This is a genomic window from Streptomyces mobaraensis NBRC 13819 = DSM 40847 (assembly GCF_017916255.1).
GTDB classification, from domain to species: domain Bacteria; phylum Actinomycetota; class Actinomycetes; order Streptomycetales; family Streptomycetaceae; genus Streptomyces; species Streptomyces mobaraensis.
On the sequence record NZ_CP072827.1, the window covers coordinates 7220575 to 7236118 of the forward strand.

At 74.2% G+C, this 15544-nt stretch carries 15 protein-coding genes; 5 read left to right on the forward strand and 10 right to left on the reverse strand.

From position 1 onward, the window contains the following. Positions 1–47 precede the first annotated feature (47 nt). On the reverse strand, positions 48–653 hold the full coding sequence (locus tag J7W19_RS31220) for a TetR/AcrR family transcriptional regulator (protein WP_004941194.1): 606 nt from the start codon (positions 651–653) through the stop codon (positions 48–50). Between the two features lie 108 nt (positions 654–761). Here J7W19_RS31220 and J7W19_RS31225 point away from each other — a divergent pair, with 108 nt between their 5' ends. After that, a complete protein-coding gene (locus J7W19_RS31225; RefSeq protein ID WP_004941197.1) occupies positions 762–1664 on the forward strand; it encodes an NAD(P)-dependent oxidoreductase in 903 nt (300 codons plus the stop codon). Between the two features lie 144 nt (positions 1665–1808). Here J7W19_RS31225 and J7W19_RS31230 read toward each other — a convergent pair whose 3' ends face one another. Next, positions 1809–2429, reverse strand: coding sequence for a hypothetical protein (locus J7W19_RS31230; RefSeq protein WP_004941200.1), 621 nt, complete (start codon positions 2427–2429; stop codon positions 1809–1811). Positions 2430–3007: 578 nt separating this feature from the next. Beyond that, positions 3008–3634: a CBS domain-containing protein gene (locus J7W19_RS31235; RefSeq protein ID WP_040888526.1), complete on the reverse strand. Its 627-nt coding sequence runs from the start codon at positions 3632–3634 to the stop codon at positions 3008–3010. Positions 3635–3816: 182 nt separating this feature from the next. On the opposite strand from J7W19_RS31235, the gene J7W19_RS31240 reads away from it, so the two are divergent. Next, positions 3817–4197, forward strand: a complete 381-nt coding sequence (locus J7W19_RS31240; protein ID WP_004941204.1) for a hypothetical protein — start codon at positions 3817–3819, stop codon at positions 4195–4197. Positions 4198–4322: 125 nt separating this feature from the next. Here J7W19_RS31240 and J7W19_RS31245 read toward each other — a convergent pair whose 3' ends face one another. From J7W19_RS31245 to J7W19_RS31260, 4 genes are all read right to left on the reverse strand, one after another. Next, positions 4323–7268 (reverse strand): tetratricopeptide repeat protein, encoded by a 2946-nt coding sequence (locus J7W19_RS31245; RefSeq protein WP_004941207.1) that lies wholly within the window; start codon positions 7266–7268, stop codon positions 4323–4325. Further along, positions 7265–9091 carry an HSP90 family protein gene (locus tag J7W19_RS31250; protein WP_004941210.1) on the reverse strand — a complete coding sequence of 609 codons (1827 nt, stop codon included), beginning with the start codon at positions 9089–9091 and terminating at the stop codon, positions 7265–7267. Before J7W19_RS31250 ends, J7W19_RS31245 begins: the two co-directional genes overlap by 4 nt. Positions 9092–9168: 77 nt before the next feature. Continuing rightward, a complete protein-coding gene (locus J7W19_RS31255) occupies positions 9169–10629 on the reverse strand; it encodes a hypothetical protein (protein WP_210455418.1) in 1461 nt (486 codons plus the stop codon). Between the two features lie 134 nt (positions 10630–10763). Further along, on the reverse strand, positions 10764–11063 hold the full coding sequence (locus J7W19_RS31260) for a hypothetical protein (RefSeq protein ID WP_004947776.1): 300 nt from the start codon (positions 11061–11063) through the stop codon (positions 10764–10766). A 123-nt stretch (positions 11064–11186) separates the two neighbouring features. Between J7W19_RS31260 and J7W19_RS31265 the strand changes: the two genes are divergently transcribed. Together J7W19_RS31265 and J7W19_RS31270 are read left to right on the forward strand one after the other, a co-directional pair. After that, complete coding sequence (locus J7W19_RS31265) at positions 11187–11555, forward strand: arsenate reductase family protein (protein ID WP_004947774.1); 369 nt, start codon at positions 11187–11189, stop codon at positions 11553–11555. A 148-nt stretch (positions 11556–11703) separates the two neighbouring features. After that, on the forward strand, positions 11704–12126 hold the full coding sequence (locus J7W19_RS31270; RefSeq protein ID WP_004947773.1) for a hypothetical protein: 423 nt from the start codon (positions 11704–11706) through the stop codon (positions 12124–12126). Between the two features lie 46 nt (positions 12127–12172). Here J7W19_RS31270 and J7W19_RS31275 read toward each other — a convergent pair whose 3' ends face one another. After that, a complete protein-coding gene (locus J7W19_RS31275) occupies positions 12173–13390 on the reverse strand; it encodes a flavin-dependent oxidoreductase (protein WP_004947771.1) in 1218 nt (405 codons plus the stop codon). Then, entirely contained in the window at positions 13387–13782 is a 396-nt protein-coding gene (locus J7W19_RS31280) for a YybH family protein (protein WP_004947769.1), read from the reverse strand. The genes J7W19_RS31275 and J7W19_RS31280 overlap by 4 nt, the downstream gene beginning before the upstream one ends. Positions 13783–13936: 154 nt before the next feature. Between J7W19_RS31280 and J7W19_RS31285 the strand changes: the two genes are divergently transcribed. Next, entirely contained in the window at positions 13937–14827 is an 891-nt protein-coding gene (locus J7W19_RS31285; RefSeq protein WP_004947768.1) for a LysR family transcriptional regulator, read from the forward strand. Between the two features lie 144 nt (positions 14828–14971). On the opposite strand, the gene J7W19_RS31290 is transcribed toward J7W19_RS31285, so the two are convergent. Further along, positions 14972–15523: a hypothetical protein gene (locus tag J7W19_RS31290; protein WP_004947766.1), complete on the reverse strand. Its 552-nt coding sequence runs from the start codon at positions 15521–15523 to the stop codon at positions 14972–14974. Positions 15524–15544 lie beyond the last annotated feature (21 nt).

Genomic DNA, 15544 nt, shown 5'->3' on the forward strand with positions numbered 1-15544 from the left:
GACGCGATGATCGTCCGGCCGAGCCTACCGGCCCGGCCGGGGCCGCCTCACCGGTAGCAGGCGATCAGCCGGGCCAGGTGGCGGCCGGCCGTGTGCAGCGGCTCCTCGCTGCGCGACACCTGGGCGGCCAGCTCCGCGCCCTCCAGGGTGCTGATCACCGTGTGCGCGAGGTCGCGGGCGGCGTCGTCGGCGAAGCCCGCGGCGGTCAGCTTGGCGTGGACGAGCCCGCGCCAGCGGGCGAACGCCTCGGCCGCGGCCTGCTGGATGTCGGGGGCGCGGCCCGCCGTGCCCAGCGCGGTGGCGGTGACCGGGCAGCCGTCCGTCCAGTCGGACGCGCGCAGGATCTCCGCGAGCGTGGTGGTGCAGGCGACGAGCGCGTCGCCCGGGTCCTCCGCGCTCTCCAGCGCGCCGCGCAGGATGTCGGCGAACTCCTCGTCGCCGTGGCGGATCGCCGCGACCGCCAACTCCTGCTTGCCGCCGGGGAAGAAGTGGTAGAGGGAGCCGAGCGTGGCCTCCGCCTCCTGGGAGATCTGCTTGATCCCCGTGCCGTCGTAGCCCTGGCGCTGCATCAGTCGGGAGGCCGCGCGGACGATCCGTTCGCGGGTGTCGAGGACGGCGTCCGGCCCGGTGCCCTTCCCTGTGGTCGTCTTCATCCTCGCAGCCTACCTGGGTAGAGCGTTCGCCCTAATAGGTAGAGCGCTCTTTCTAGTGTTGTGCTACGGTGATCTCCAAGTAGAGCGTTCATTCCAGAGGGGTCTTCCGTGAGCAGCCAGCCCGAGAGCAAGCCGTCCCTGAACAAGCGGCCCGTGACCGTCATCGGCCTCGGCCCGATGGGCAAGGCGATGGCCCACGCCTTCCTGAAGCAGGGCCACGCGGTCACCGTGTGGAACCGCACCGCGTCCAAGGCCGACGAACTCGTGGCCGCGGGCGCCGTCCTCGCCCCGTCCGTCGAGCAGGCGCTGTCCGTCAACGAACTGGTCGTGCTGAGCATGACGGACTACGACGCCGTGTACGCGGTACTGGAGCAGGCCCCGCACGCCGTCCGCGGCCGGGTGATCGTCAACCTCAGCTCGGACACCCCCGAGCGGGCCCGCGAGGCGGCCGAGTGGGCCGCCCGGCACGGCGCCGTGCACCTCACCGGCGGGGTGATGAGCCCGCCCTCCGGCATCGGCAACCCGGAGTCGTCCATCTTCTACAGCGGCCATCAGGCCGCCTTCGAGGCCCACCGGGACACCCTGGCGGTCCTCGCGGGGACCGACTTCCGCGGCACGGACCCGGGCCTGGCGCAGCTGTACTACCAGATCCTCATGGACCTCTTCTGGACCGGCCTGATCAGCTACGTCCACGCCCAGACCGTGGCCGACGCGTACGGCATCCCGGCCGCCGAGTTCCTGCCCTACGCGCAGTCCACGGCGAACCAGCTCCCCGGTTTCTTCTCCTTCTACGCGCCGCGGCTCGACGCGGGCGACCACACCGGCGACGTCGACCGGGTGGGCATGGGCGTCGCGAGCCTCGACCACATCGTCCACACCGTCCGCGCCGCGGGCGTCGACTCCGCCCTGCCCGGCGCCGTCCTGGACGCCTTCCGGCGCGCCGCCGCGGCCGGGCACGAGAACTCCAGCCTCACCAGCCTTGTCGAGGTCTTCAAGAAGGGGGCCGCGTGACAAGGTCGCGCAGCGAGGGTGCCGGCTGGTAGCGCCGTCGGACCGGGCCCCCGTCCCGGTCCGCCGGCGGCCCGGAACCAAGCGCGGGGCACTGCGGCGGCGCTTCCGGCGGCCGCGCCACGCATCGGGGTGAGGTGGCGCGTTTCAGGACACCTCCAGTGGCCACTGCCAGCCCTGGATGACCATCCCACCGGTCGATTCGACTACGCTTCCCGGCCCCTCTATCTGTACGTTGTACGAGACCTCGACTTCGGCCCACAGATCGTTCCCCGGGATGTAGTCACCCGGTCTGTTCATCGCGACGACAGGGATGTTCACGATGTTGTCGGAGACGGAGTCGAACGAATAGGAGCGGGTGTCTCCGCTGTCCTCGATGAAGAAAAGGTTGCGGTCATCCTGTGCTTCTTCGACCGTGTGTCGAGAACCGTCGTTCAGGTTCTCGAACAATGTCTGCCGGAGGTGCAGCCAGCATTTTGACCAATGGTCACCGAGGTCGTCCGGAAAAGAACCGGGAGTTGTCTGACCGGTGATCTCTCCGAATATTTTCACCTGTGGTCTTGAGACGTACTGAGCGCATCCCATTTTCGGAAGGCGGTCGACCCCAATCACGTAGGTGCCTTTTTCGCCGCAGTTCATGTTCTTCAGTGAGCCGTTGTCGTGGGTGTACCAACCGCTTACGTGCACTCCGTCCTGCTGGCCGGAGACGTTCCAGCCGTCCATCGACCACCAGTCAGTTCTTGCGCTCCAGAAATCCTGATCAGTCATTTGAGATCGACCTTCATGACACTGGGGGAGAATTTACAGGGAAATCGTCACAAAGCACTCCCCAGGCGCCCGGCAAGCGTGGGCGAGGGGATGGCGGCGGTTTCGCCGGCCCGCACGCCTCTTGGGGGCGGGATCGCTTTCCCGCTGTCCCTCGAGCGCGCAGTGCTCGAGTATGTTCCCGCGCTACCAAGAATACGCCACCTTGGGAGTCGACTCCGGTGAAGGACGGGCGTCCCTCACCGCAGTGACGTCGCCGGGCAAAAACATGCATGGCGTAGCTCGGGCCACCGCCGATGCGGCACGGGAAGTGCACGCCTTGCCTCTTGGCAGCGTGATCCGCAAGGAACGCGGCATCGTCGAACGCTGCGTCAGAAAGTTCGAGAGTGCGACACACAGTCTCATGGTCAAGTGGGCGAGTCGGGGACGGAGTCGGAGGTCCCTGACCGTCGATCGCGAGGAAGGCACTGCGCCCACGGCTCTGTCGACACCGTTCCCGGTGATATGCGGTCGAATCAAGGCTTGACCACCGAAGCTGACTGCGGCCGTTGCGAAAGACCTGCTTTCGCCGCATGCCTCGGCTAAGCGGACCCCACGCTCAGCTGGTGCTCCACGCTCACCACACCGTCCACGCTGCCGCACAGCCGTACCAGCACCGGCACCAGCCCCTCCTCCCGCACCGAACCGCTCAGCCGCACCTGCCCGTTGGTCACCTCGACGCCGATGCCGGACGGCGGCTCGTGCAGGGTGCGGACCAGCACGTCCTCGATGATCTCCTGGCGGATGGCGCGGTCGTCGCGCAGGAAGACCCGCAGCAGGTCGCTCCGGCTCACCAGGCCCACCAGCCGGCCCTCGGCGTCCACCACCGGCAGCCGCTTGACGTGCCGTTCCTCCATCGTCCGGGCGGCCTCCACGACGCTCCAGTCCGGCCGGGCGCACACCGCCGGACTGGTCATCAGGCCCTCGGCCGTCGTCGCCTCGTGCTTGGCGCGCACCGCCGCCGGGAGCGACGGATCCACCCGCCGGGCCGCCTTCGCCAGCAGGTCGGCCTCGGAGACCACCCCCACCGGGCGGTCGTCCGCGTCCACCACCGGAACCGCTGTGATGTCGTGCTCGTGCAGCACATGCACGATCTCCGTGAACAGAGTGCCGCGCTGCACCCGGACCACCGAGTGCGTCATCAGATCGCCGACGGTTCTGTGCTGCAACATGTCCCAGTCCCTTCCGGTACGCACCCGGTGGCCGGGCGCGCGGCCGGGTCGACCACCGGGAATGCCCCCAGCCTCGCACACGCGGCGGAACGCCGGAGCGGCACCTCCCGCCGTCACACCGGCGGGTGAGCACGGGGTCCGAGGGTGACCCGCCACCGGGCCGGTCTAGGCTCCCGGGCGTGAGCGACATCCACGAACTCCGCCTCGACTGGCACCTGAGCGCCGATCTCCCCGCCGCCCTCCTCGCCGAACTGCGCGGCCATCTGGAGCCCGACCCGGAGGGCGAACGGGAGCCCGAACCCCTGCTCGACGCGACCGGGCCCGCGTGGCGCGTCGGCGGCGTGCTCAGCTCGGTGCTGACCCCGCTGCCCGACGGGTGGGCGCTGGTCGTCCGGCAGGAGGTGCACACCGAGCGGCTGGACGAGCTCCGTGACCTGCTTGGCCGGCTCGCGCCGTATGCGGTTGCCGCCGGGGCGATCGGGTCGATCCGCTTTTACGAGTACGACAATGGTGAGGTGTTGGAGGTGCGCGACGGGGCGGTTCGGGGGATCCGCCTCTGACCGCCTCGTCGCGGGTGCGGGCGGGGAGGGGGGTGCCCCAGCCCCTCCCCCAGAGGGGGCACCCCCATTCACCGTTTCCTGGGGCTCCGCCCCGGACCCCGAAACCGCGCTTCGCGCGGTTGTCCTCAAACGCCGGACGGGCTTTCCTTGGTCGCGTACATGAGGACGTTCTCCGCCTCGGCCCGCCGCGCCCGCGCGACGTCCTCCGGCGCGTCGCCGTACTCGGCGAGCACCGCCCGCGCCCGGGCCGTGGCGGCCGCGTTCCGGCCCAGATCGACCTCCAGCCAGGCGGCCGCCAGTTCGGCGCCCGTCCGCTGGTCGCGCAGCGCGGGGCCGCCCTCGGCGAAGACGGCCACCGCCCGCTCGAGGTGCGCCAGCCCCTCCTCGTACGCCTCCCGGGCCGCGCCCTCCTCCTCGTCGTCGTCGCCCGGAGCGTCCTCACAGCAGCGCACGATCAGTTCGCCGGTCTGCCGGTGGGTGTCCGCGAGTTCACCGCGCAGCAGTTCCCGCGCCTCGTCGTCCCCGGCCGCCGCCAGCGCGGCGGCGCACGCGCGCTCCGCCTCGGCCATCAGCTCCCGGGCCCGGGCCGGGCCGCCGTCCTCCCGGCGGGCGGCGAGCCACGCGCGGGCGCGCAGCACCCGGACGTACGCCTCCGGCCGCTCCAGGCCGCGCCACAGCGCCTCGGCCCGTTCGTAGGCCCGCTCGGCCTCGTCGTCCCGGCCCGCACGGCCCAGGCAGTCGGCGGCCATATGGGCGAGGACGGCGTGGTCCCGCTGGTCCTCCCAGTGCTGCGCGACCGAGGCGGCGCGCAGGAACTGCCCGGCCGCCTCCCGGTGGTCGCCCAGGGCGGCCAGGCACTCGCCGAGCCACCAGCGCGCCTGGACCACCTGACCGTCGCCGTGGCCCTGTTCGAGGTCCGGGAGCGCCGTCTCCAGGACGGACGCGGCCTCGTCCGCGCGGCCCAGCCGGTGCAGTGCCCCGCCGAGGGTGAGCCGGGCCCAGGCACCGAGCGTCGCGCTCTCGCCCGCCTGGTCGGCCCAGTGCGCCGCCTCCAGGGCGTGCTCCACCGCCGGCCCGTGCCGGCCGGTGGCGGTCAGGGCCTCGGACAGCAGGACGTGCACCCGCGCCGCGTGCGCGTCCTCCATGGACTCGGCGCCGTGCTCCAGGGCGGAACGCGCCGCCGCGACCGCCGTCTCCGGATCCCCGCAGGCCATCGCGGCCCGGGCCAGTCCGACCCGCGCCTCCGGCGCGTACCAGGCCAGGTCCGCCGCGTCCGTCAGCTCCACCGCGCGGCCGAACCACCCGGCCGCCCGGGCCGGATCGCCCGCCTCCAGGGCCAGTTCGCCGCGCAGTTGCAGGACGTCGGCCAGCCGGCCGGACACCATCCGGCCCGCCGCGCGGTGCTCCTCGCCGAAGGCGGCCGCCTCGTCGAGCGCGGCCTCCAGCGCGGCCAGGGCGCCCGCCGCGTCCTCCGGGCCGTCGTCGACCCCGTTGCGGAGGACACGGCACCGGTAGAGCAGGGCCGTGGCCACCGACCGCGGCTCCGCCCGGCCCTCCGCGTGCAGCCCGCGCAGCAGCGCACACTCCGCCTCGACCGCCGCCACGGCCTCCGCCGCGCGCCCGGCGAAGGACAGGGCCAGCGCCGCCCGGGCCCGGGCGAGGGCGGCCTGGGCGGGATGCCCGGCGTCCTCGTACAGCAGGGCGGCCGAGCGGAAGCCCTCGACGCACTTCGCCGGTTCCGCGACCCGCTCCATCGCCTCGTGGTCGGCGAGTTCGGCCCGGCCGAGCGGGTCGAGCCCGTCCTCGCGGCCGTGCGCGGCCCGCGCGAACGCCTCCCACGCGGCCCGGACGCCGGGCGCCGGATCCTCCGTCAGCCGGCGGGCCGTGGCCAGCAACTCCCGTACGGTGTCCGGGGACGCCGGGGCCGGCGGCGCGGCCGGCGCGGGCCGGGGGACGGTCAGCCGCTCGGCGCGTACGCCCAGCGGCAGCCGCTCGGCCAGCGGCGCGGCGTCCATCCGCGCGCGGACACGGTCGCCGACGACGGTGCTGCCGTTGCGCCGGTCGAACCGGCCGGCCAGCTCCAGGGCCTCCGCGCGGGCGTGCGCGGACAACTCGGCGGCCGTCCACTCCCGCCCGGCCGGGCCGGGCACCCGCCGCACGCCGAGGCCCAGGTCCGTCAGCCGGCGGGCGAGCAGCGCGACGGGCGCGAGGAATTCGAGCAGGGACAGCGGATCCCCGGAGGGGGCGAAGTGGCCCGTGTGCTCCGCGAGGATCTCCAGGGCCCGCGCCTCGTTGCCGGTGAGCGCGCAGAACTCGATGTGGTCGCCGACGGTGGCCCGCATCGACTCCATGTCCCGGATCATCCGGTAGCCGCGCAGGTGGTGGGCGCGGGCCTCGTCGGTCCTGCCCAGCCGCACCAGCGGGAGCAGCGAGGAGGCGAGGACCACGTGCGGCTCGTGGGCGCAGGTGTGCTCGCCGGCCAGGACCGGGCGCCAGGTCTCCAGCGCCTCCTCCGGCCGTCCCCGCCGGTTCAGCCAGTCGCCCTGGGTGTGCAGCTCGCAGGCGTGGCAGTCGCTCATCCGGTCCCGGTCGGCGGCGAGCCAGGCGGCGAAGGCCCGTTCGGCGCGCGCCGTGTCACCGGTGTCCCGGGCGATCCGGAACTCGCTCTGCCGGACGGCCCGTTCGCTGTGGCCCGCGACCCGGTAGCGGTGCTCCATCTCCGCGTGCCACTTCTCCACCGACGCCAACGGGATGTCCGGCTGGTCCAGCATCCCGCTGGCCACCCACTTGAACATCCAGTGCAGCCGGTGCTCGGCGTACTGGTCGAAGTCCTCCGGCCGCTCGTCCCACATGCGCAGCACCCGGGCGAACGGGACGAACATCTTCTCGGACTCGGAGCTGAAGTTGTAGGCGGACAGCACGTTGAACAGGGTGTCGAGCAGCAGCGCCGTGTCGCCGGCCTGCCCGGCCTCGTCCACCAGCCGCTCGGCGACGGCGTTGCGCGCCGGGCCCTCCGGCTCGTTCATGTTGTCCTGGAGCGCCTGCCGGAGGGCGGAAGCGGTGCGGTTCATCGGCCCTCCTCCGACGGCCCGGACGGCGCGGCGGGGTGGGCGGCCCACTCCAGCAGGCCCAGGAAGGCCCGGTTCAGCAGCGCCGAGTCGGCCGGCCGCAGCGGGCGCTGGGCCATCAGCAGGGCCTGCCCGTACAGGGCCTCCGCGGCGGTGCCCGCGAGGTCGCGGTCGCGGTCCGCGAGCGCGCCCACGCGCCGGACCAGGGGGCTGAGGTGGTTGAGGACCAGCCGGGCGCGCGGGGCCTCGTCCCGCAGCGACCCCAGGATGGACGACCACAGGTCGTCGGCCTTCGACTCCTCCTCGGCGCGGGCCCGTTCGTGCCGCGCCGCGCGGTCGTCCAGATGCAGCGCGGGCACGGTGACCGGCAGGAAGGACCGGAGCACCACGTCGCACCCGAGCGCGTCCAGCCGCGCCCGCGCCGCCGCCAGGAAGTCGGCCAGCGCCAGCTCGTCACCCGGCTCCACGTGGTCGAGGTGCGCGGTGACCGTCTCCGCGTCCAGCTCGGCGACCGTGGTGCCCGGGCGCACCCGGGGCAGCATCTCCACCAGTTCGCCGTCGAAGGTGTAGCCGCCGTTGACCACGCCGACGCCCTGGGCCGCGGCGATCGGCGCGACCTGGCGGAACTCCTCGACGGTCCGGGTGAAGTGGACCGTCCGGTGCCGCTGCGCGAACTCCTCCAGCGTCAGCTGCCCGTCACTGGTCTCGAACGGCAGCCACGGCAGCATCGTGCGCAGCATGTCCGCGTCGTGCCGCGCCAGCGACTTGACGCCCACGTGGTGGACGGACAGGAACTGCCGCAGCCGCTCCTGGTCGCCCGCCGCCAGCTCGGCGAGCCAGTCGCGGATCCGCTCCCCGAGGGCCTCCCGGACGGCGGCCAGCCGGTCGTCGTCGTACAGGCTCTCGCGCGAGGCGGTGGGCCGCAGGCTGTCGGTGTCGACGACGCAGCGGACGAAGAACGCCCACTCGGGCAGGAGCTCGTCGGCGCGGTCGGTGAGCAGCATGCCCTTCAGGTGCACGCGGTGCCCGCCGCGCCGCCCCGGACTGACCGCCTGCGGCAGGACGTACGCGACGCCCCGCACCCCGGCCACCGGCACGTCGAGCTCGATCGCGTCCAACGGCGAGAAGCCGAACAGCTCGTGGCAGTGCCGGGCGAGCGCCACCCGCCGGGCGGACGGGTTCGGGTACGCCCGCTCCCAGACGGGCGGCCGGTCGGTCACCGGGGTGTCGCCCACCCGCACGTCGTGGGGGAGCAGCGAGCCGAAGTCCTTGGCGAGGGCCAGCACCCGCTCCTCGGCCAGCCAGTCCTCCGAGCCGCGGCGCGCGGCCAGGTACACCGTCGTCCCCGGCTCGGGGCGCGCCTCGTCGTCCAGCGTGCGGACGGTGTACGAACCGTCGTCCCGCGCCGTCCACTCGACGGGCGGCGCGCCGGGCGTCCGGGCGGACCGGCTGACGACCCGGATCTCCTCGGCGACGACGAAGCAGGCGAGCAGCCCGATGCCGAACTGGCCGAGGAATTCCGAGCGCGCCGACTCCAGTCCGTCGCGCTTGGAGCTGCGGCCTATGGTGGCCAGCAGGTCGTGGACGTCGGCCTCCGTCAGGCCGATGCCGCTGTCCTCCACCCGCAGCCGGCCCCCGTCGGCGTGCAGGCGCACCGTCGCGGGCGCCCCGGGCTGCTCCGCGCGGCGGGCCGTGATGGCGTCCACGGCGTTCTGCAGCAGTTCGCGGAGGTACACCTTGGGGCTGGAGTACAGGTGGTGGGACAGCAGGTCCACCAGGCCGCGCAGGTCGACCTGGAAAGTGTGCGGTATCTGGTCGTCAGTCATCGTCGCAGCAGCGTACTGGGTGGGTCGGACACCGGGGCGGGCATTATCCGTCGCCGCCCGGGGCGGCGGGGGCGGCCTCAGCGGTACTCGGCGAACCGGGGGCGCAGTCCCGCCCCGACGAGCAGCGCCGCGCCCCCCAGGACACCCGCCGGCACGGCGGGCCAGCCGGCCAGCCGGTCGCGGGCGGACGCCGTCCGTTCCTCCAGGACCGCCAAGTGGCGCGCGGCCAGGGCGTCGAGCGCGCCCGCGAACTCCCAGAAGTCGAACGGCAGCCGCCCGCGCCCGAGTTCGGTGAGCGTCAGCACGGCCGCGTCCGTCCGCCCGGTCGCCTGCTCCTCCCGCATCCGGCGGTCGTCGTCGCGGAACCGCGCGTACCCGTCGCGTACGGCCCGGTGTGCGGCGCGCCCGGGGGCGTAGGAGTAACCGTCCGGCGCGAGGAGCGTGTCGAGGCGCGCGGTCAGGCCCTCGAACCTGCTCACGGCGGCAGATCCGGGGCGGGTGTCGTAGACGAACCAGCGGCCCTCGGTGGCCGCCGCCTCGGCGGCGACCGCCCGGGCCTCGGCCAGCCGGGCCCACGGGCGCAGCCCGTCCCGCGCCGCGTCCCGGACGCCGTCCGCCGCCGCCAGGAAGGCCACCGTGCCCAGGGCGGCGACGACGGCGGCGGCGACCGTCGCGGCGCACAGCGCCGGGCTGAACACCCGCCGGTAGCGGCGGGCCAGCCGCCACTGGCACCACCCGAGGACGGCCAGGGCCGCGACGCCCGTCCCGGCCGTGGCCCAGGCGGCGGTCACGGCCGCGCCGTGCGCGCGGTCCGCCGACCCGGCCGCCCGCCGCACGTACCCGGACGCCAGGGCGTCCGCGGCGGGCAGCAGTTCACGGTGCATCACCTCGCCCGCGTCGACGGACAGGGTGACGGCACCGGCGGGCGGCCGGCCGGCGGGCCGGTCCGGCGCCGTCTCGTCGACGGCGGAGGACCGCGCGGTCAGCTCGTCGTACCGGCCCAGGCCGTCCAGCAGCGCCCGCACCCGCCGGCCCTGGTCCGGGTCCCCGCCCAGCCGCCGCAGCAGGTCGCTGACCTCGGCGCGCCGCTGCCGGGCGGTGAGTAGGGCCAGGACGCGGTTGCCGACCTGGAAGTCGTCCGCCGACCGGCCCGCGGGCAGGACGGCGGGCCGGTCGGCGGAGTGCCCGGGCACCAGCGCGTCGGCGCGCTGCGCGTCGAGGTCGGCCAGGGCGAAGCGCAGCCCGGCCGCCGTCGCCGCCCGCTCCGTGACGGTCTCCCGCAGCCGGTCCGCGTCGGACCGGACCACGACGGCACCCGCCACGGCCGCCGCGCACAGCGCCGCCAGGGCGGCGAGCATCAGCAGCGCCTGCCACCCCAGGCGGCGCACCGGCGCGGCCGGACCGCGCCGCCGGGCCGTGACTCCGTCGCCCACGACGGTCACGGGCGCCGGCGGCGGCCCCTCCTGCTGTGGCCCGGCCGAGGGCGCGGCGGCCGGCGCCGGGACGTCCGGATCCGGGGCGACCTGCTGGATCGTCATACGACGACGCTACGGACGGGCCGGAACCGGTGGACGGCGGACGGGCGAACGGGCGGTGTCCGGGCGGTTGCGGCGCGGCGGTACGGCGACGGGCCGCCCTACCGCGCCGAACGCGGACGAGGACGCGGCTGCGGTCAGCGGCGGCCGGCGCGTGCCGCGGGCGCCTCGGCGTGGATCAGCGACCTGACCATCCGGCAGGTGGCGTTCGACGGCGGGCGCACGCCGATCCGGTCGGCGACCCGGCGTATCCTGCGGTTGGTCGCCTGCTCCGGCCGGTACGCACCGCTGTGGAGCAGGGCTATGGCGAGGCGCATGGCCTTCAGCCGGCGGTTGTGGGACTCGTACCACTCACGGGGATGCCCGGCGGGCAGACGCTTCCTCGGCAGCGTCGCGAGGGTGCACGGGTCGGTGAGCGGTGTTGCTGCTGCGGCCATCGGCGTCCTCCTGACGAAGGGGTCGGGCGACCTCTTCACTACCCCTCCATTCTACTGCCGGGCACTGACAATCGCCCCAGCTCAGACGGGATTTGACGGGGTGGGGGCGGTACCCTGTGCGGCATGGAGATCTGGATCAACCCCGCCTGTTCGAAGTGCCGCTCGGCCGTCAACCTGCTCGACGAGGAGGGCGCCGCGTACACCGTCCGCCGCTACCTGGACGACGTCCCCGACGAGAACGAGATCCGGGCCGTGCTCGACCGGCTCGGGCTGGAGCCGTGGGACATCACGCGCACCGGGGAGGACGAGGCCAAGGAGCTCGGCCTGAAGGACTGGCCGCGCGACGCCGCCGCGCGCGACCGCTGGATCGCCGCCCTCGCCGGACACCCGAAGCTGATCCAGCGGCCGATCATCACGGCGGACGACGGCACCGCCGTGGTGGGCCGCACCGAGGAGGCGGTACGGGAGGCGCTGTCCCGCTCGGTCGGCTGACGGCCGGAGCCCACCGCTCCGAATCCCGTCCCTCGCTGTCCGGAAATCGCCGGTTCCCGGACAGCGGGGAGGGGCTTCAATAGGGGCCTTTCCCCGCGGGGTTCCCCTCGGACACGCGGGTCCCTCCCCTGAGGCACGAGGAGCGAGCATGCCGGTGCGCAAGGCGACGATCCAGGAACACGTGGGACGGGCGGTGGCCGAGGCGAACCCCTCCGACCGGCCGGTGGTGACGGTCTACGGCATCAGCGGGCCCAGCCCGATCGCCATGGCCTTCCTGTCGAGTGTGTGGATCTTCTTCGTGGACACCTACTTCGTCACCTTCACCCAGCAGGCCCTGCTGTTCCACCGGGCCGGCAAACTCAGCAGCCGGCCCAAGGAACTCGTCCTCGCCCTGCCGCACCACCAGGCCCGGCACCTGGTGAGCGACGTGCGGATGGGTTCCCTGTGGAGCTCGTTCCGCTTCCTGATGCCGGGCCGGGAGAAGCCGACGCGCATCAACGTCAACCGCCCCTGGCGGCCGGAGCTCGACCAGCTCCTGCGGGTGCTCGCCGCACAGCCGACGGGCTACTGACGCCGGCCACCGGGAGCCGGGCACGTCGGTACCGGCGACGGCGAGGTCAGCGACCGGCGGGCGCGGGCGTCAGCGACGGGCGGGCGTTGAGGACGGCGGGATCGCCCCCGCTCGCCCGCCGGTAGGCGTCCGTGATGCGGGCGTAGTGCTCCGCGCTCCGCCCGCCACCGTCCGGAACCTCCCGCACCGCCTCGTTCATGGCCCGATTGGCGCGGACGACGGCGGTCGTCGCCTCCCGCCGCTCGTCCGCGTAACGGGCCAGCGCGGCCGGTACGTCGTCGCTGCCCGCCAGCGCGTGGGCGAGCACCCGGGCGTCCACGACGGCCTGCGAGGCGCCGTTGGCCCCCACCGGGTACATGGGGTGCGCCGCGTCGCCGAGCAGGGTGACCCGGCCGCGCCCCCAGGACCGCAGCGGCTCCCGGTCGACCATCGGGTACTCCAGGATCCGTTCGGCACCCGTCAGCAGCCCCGGGACGTCCAGGAAGCCGAGCGACCAGTGCGCGTAGTGGGGGAGCAGGTCGGCGAGCCGGCCCGGGCGGTTCCAGCCGGCCTCCTCGCCCAGCGGCCCGGGCGGCGCCTCCCGTACCAGGCAGACCCAGTTGATCCGGTCGCGCCCGATCGGGTACGCGATGAACTCGGCGTCCCCGTCCCGGACCAGGACCGCCGACCGCCCGGTGAGGAAGGGCTTCCCCTCCGTCACCCCGCGCCACATCCGGACCCCCGACCACAGCAGGGGCCCGCCGTCCGGGTGCAGCAGCCCGCGGACGGCCGAGTGCAGCCCGTCCGCCCCGACCAGCAGCCCGGCCTCGACGGCCCGGTGCTCGCCGGTCGCCCGGTCGAGGAGCCGGGCCCGGATGGCCGACCCGGTGTCGGTGAAGCCGTCCAGCCGCGTCCCGGTGCGGACGGCGTCCGGGCCCAGCCGGTCGCGGACCGCGGCGAGCAGCATCGACTGCAGCTCGCCGCGGTGGACCGAGTACTGCGGCCAGCGGTAGCCCTGGGCGACGCCGCGCGGTTCGGAGAACAGGACGGTGCCGTCGCGGTCGCAGTACACGTTCTCGGCGGTCGGCACGCCGATGGCGGCCAGCGCGTCCCCGAGCCCCAGCTCGGTGAGTTCGCGGACGGCGTGCGGCAGGAGGTTGATGCCCACGCCGAGCGGGCGGATCTCCCGGACGCTCTCCACCACGGTCGCGCCGATCCCCGCGGCGTGCAGGCTGAGGGCGGTGGTCAGTCCGCCGATGCCGGCCCCGGCGACGAGCACGCTCATCGGCCCGCCTCCGGCCCGTCGGCCTCCGGTGCGCCGATTTCCGGCCGGTCGATGATCCGCAGCCAGGTCCCGTCCGGCTCGCGGCGGACGACCTGCGTCCTGCCGCCCGTGCCGTCGGCGGCCCGCGTCGACGTCAGGGCGAGGTCGGCCCCGTAACGGACCGTCGGGAGCGGCGGCTCGGGCGTGAACGGCAGCTCGGCGTGGAGCAGGAGCTGCTCGCACACGGCGCGGATCGCCTCCCGGCCGACCGTCGCGCTGCCGGGCGGGAAGGCGAGGACGGCGTCGGGCGCGTAGAGCGCGGCCATCCCCTCGGCGTCGCGGGCGTTGGCGCGCTCCACGAACAGGCGGGTCAAGTCCTCGGGAGTGGTGGCGCGTTCGCGGATCTCGGACATGGCGAGGCTCCTTCGAGTGCGATGGGGTGTCGGGGGAGGAGTGCCAGGGCTTCCGGGGCCGTTCCGGCGCCCCTCCGGCCTCCTGGTACCAGCCTCCTCCGGGGCGCATCAGAAGTCCAAGACATGGAAAGTCTGGCTGCTAGCATCGCTGGTTATGGAACTGCGTCAGCTCGAGTACTTCGTGACGGTGGTGGAGGAACGGAACTTCACCCGGGCCGCCGAGCGGGTCCGGGTCGCCCAGCCCGGGGTCAGCGCGCAGATCCGCAAGCTCGAACGCGAGCTGGGGCAGGAACTGCTGGACCGTTCGGCGCGGTCCGTGACGCTGACGGAGGTCGGCGCGGCCTTCCTGCCGCACGCGCGGGCCGCGCTCGCGGCCGTCGAGCGGGCGAGGCTCGTCGTCGACGAGATGGCCGGACTGCTCCGCGGCCGCGTCGCCGTCGGCACCGTGACCTCGCACAACGCCGACCTGCCCGGGCTGCTCGCCGGCTTCCACCAGGAGCACCCGGCGGTCGAGATCACCCTCGCCGAGGACACCACGGACCGGCTGGTCGACGGCCTCCGTAGCGGACGGTTCGACGCGGTCATCATCAGCGTGGGGCTGGACGGCCCGGCCGGGGTCTCCCTGCACGTGCTGGAGGACCAGGCGATCGTCGCCGCGGTCGCCCCCGGCCACGAACTCGCCGTCCACCCCGTCGTCTCCCTCGAGACGCTGCGCGACCGGCCGCTGATCAGCCTGCCGCGCGGTACGGGCCTGCGCGCCCGGCTCGACGAGGCGTGCGCGGCGGCCGGATTCCGGCCGCGCATCGCCCTGGAGGCCGGCGACCCCGGCACCCTCGCCGAACTCGCCGCCCACGGGCTCGGGGCGGCGATCCTGCCGGGGGAGTTCGCGGCGTCCCGCGCGCCGGAGCTGGTGCCGGTGGCCATCGATCCGCCGGCGTTGCGCGGTCGGCTGGCCTTCGCCTGGCGCACGGACGGTCCGATCAGTCCGGCGGGGCGGGCGCTGATCGCGCGGGCGCGGCGGGTGCTCGGGGGGCCTGGTCGGTGAGGGTGCCCCAGTCCCGCCCTTTCTCCGTTTCCTGGGGGCAAGCCCCCAGTCCCCCTTATCGCGGCTCCGCCGCTTGTCCTCAAACGCCGGACGGGCTGAAATCAGCCCGTCCGGCGTTTGAGGACAACCGCGCGGAGCGCGGTTTCAGGCTGGCGCCGACCCCTCCGGCCATATCTCCACCACCCGCCGCGCCGCCTCCCCGAGCCCGCTCGTGTCCAGTACGGCAGCGGTCTCCGCTATGCCCTCGTCCGGCCATTCCAGTACCAGGGCCAGAGGCCCGTCCGGCACCGCGGGCAGCAGAAGCCGCACCGGCCGGTGGAACGCCCCGCCCGGATCGGTGCCGTACTCCCGGACGCCGACGGGCCGCTCGCCGTCCGCCGGCCGCAACCCCACCCGCATCGCCCCCGTGCCGGGCCGGGCGTACCAAGCGTCCCCGTACACCTCGTCCGTCCGTCTCCGCCGCCAGAAGACGTGCAGGCACAGGGTGACTTCCTCGGGCCATACCTCCCAGCCCGTGAACATCACCCGTACCCTCGGCCCCTCGGCCACCTGCGCCACCCGCGGAAGCACCGTCGGCAGGTACCGGTCGGCCGGCGGTCCGTCCTCGTACCGCGGCCCCGGGGGCCCCAGGTCGACGAACTCCGGGCGCTCCGGCCCCCGTTCGCCCGATACCTCCGGACCGTCGAAGAATCCCATGGCTGTCCTCCCCGCACCGCC

Bases quoted from the DNA above. Each gene is read 5' to 3' on its own strand.
- J7W19_RS31220 (WP_004941194.1), bottom strand. From the start codon at position 653: ATGAAGACGACCACAGGGAAGGGCACCGGGCCGGACGCCGTCCTCGAC.
- J7W19_RS31230 (WP_004941200.1), bottom strand. From the start codon at position 2,429: ATGACTGATCAGGATTTCTGGAGCGCAAGAACTGACTGGTGGTCGATG.
- J7W19_RS31245 (WP_004941207.1), bottom strand. From the start codon at position 7,268: ATGAACCGCACCGCTTCCGCCCTCCGGCAGGCGCTCCAGGACAACATG.
- J7W19_RS31250 (WP_004941210.1), bottom strand. From the start codon at position 9,091: ATGACTGACGACCAGATACCGCACACTTTCCAGGTCGACCTGCGCGGC.
- J7W19_RS31255 (WP_210455418.1), bottom strand. From the start codon at position 10,629: ATGACGATCCAGCAGGTCGCCCCGGATCCGGACGTCCCGGCGCCGGCC.
- J7W19_RS31260 (WP_004947776.1), bottom strand. From the start codon at position 11,063: ATGGCCGCAGCAGCAACACCGCTCACCGACCCGTGCACCCTCGCGACG.
- J7W19_RS31265 (WP_004947774.1), top strand. From the start codon at position 11,187: ATGGAGATCTGGATCAACCCCGCCTGTTCGAAGTGCCGCTCGGCCGTC.
- J7W19_RS31270 (WP_004947773.1), top strand. From the start codon at position 11,704: ATGCCGGTGCGCAAGGCGACGATCCAGGAACACGTGGGACGGGCGGTG.
- J7W19_RS31275 (WP_004947771.1), bottom strand. From the start codon at position 13,390: ATGAGCGTGCTCGTCGCCGGGGCCGGCATCGGCGGACTGACCACCGCC.
- J7W19_RS31280 (WP_004947769.1), bottom strand. From the start codon at position 13,782: ATGTCCGAGATCCGCGAACGCGCCACCACTCCCGAGGACTTGACCCGC.
- J7W19_RS31285 (WP_004947768.1), top strand. From the start codon at position 13,937: ATGGAACTGCGTCAGCTCGAGTACTTCGTGACGGTGGTGGAGGAACGG.
- J7W19_RS31290 (WP_004947766.1), bottom strand. From the start codon at position 15,523: ATGGGATTCTTCGACGGTCCGGAGGTATCGGGCGAACGGGGGCCGGAG.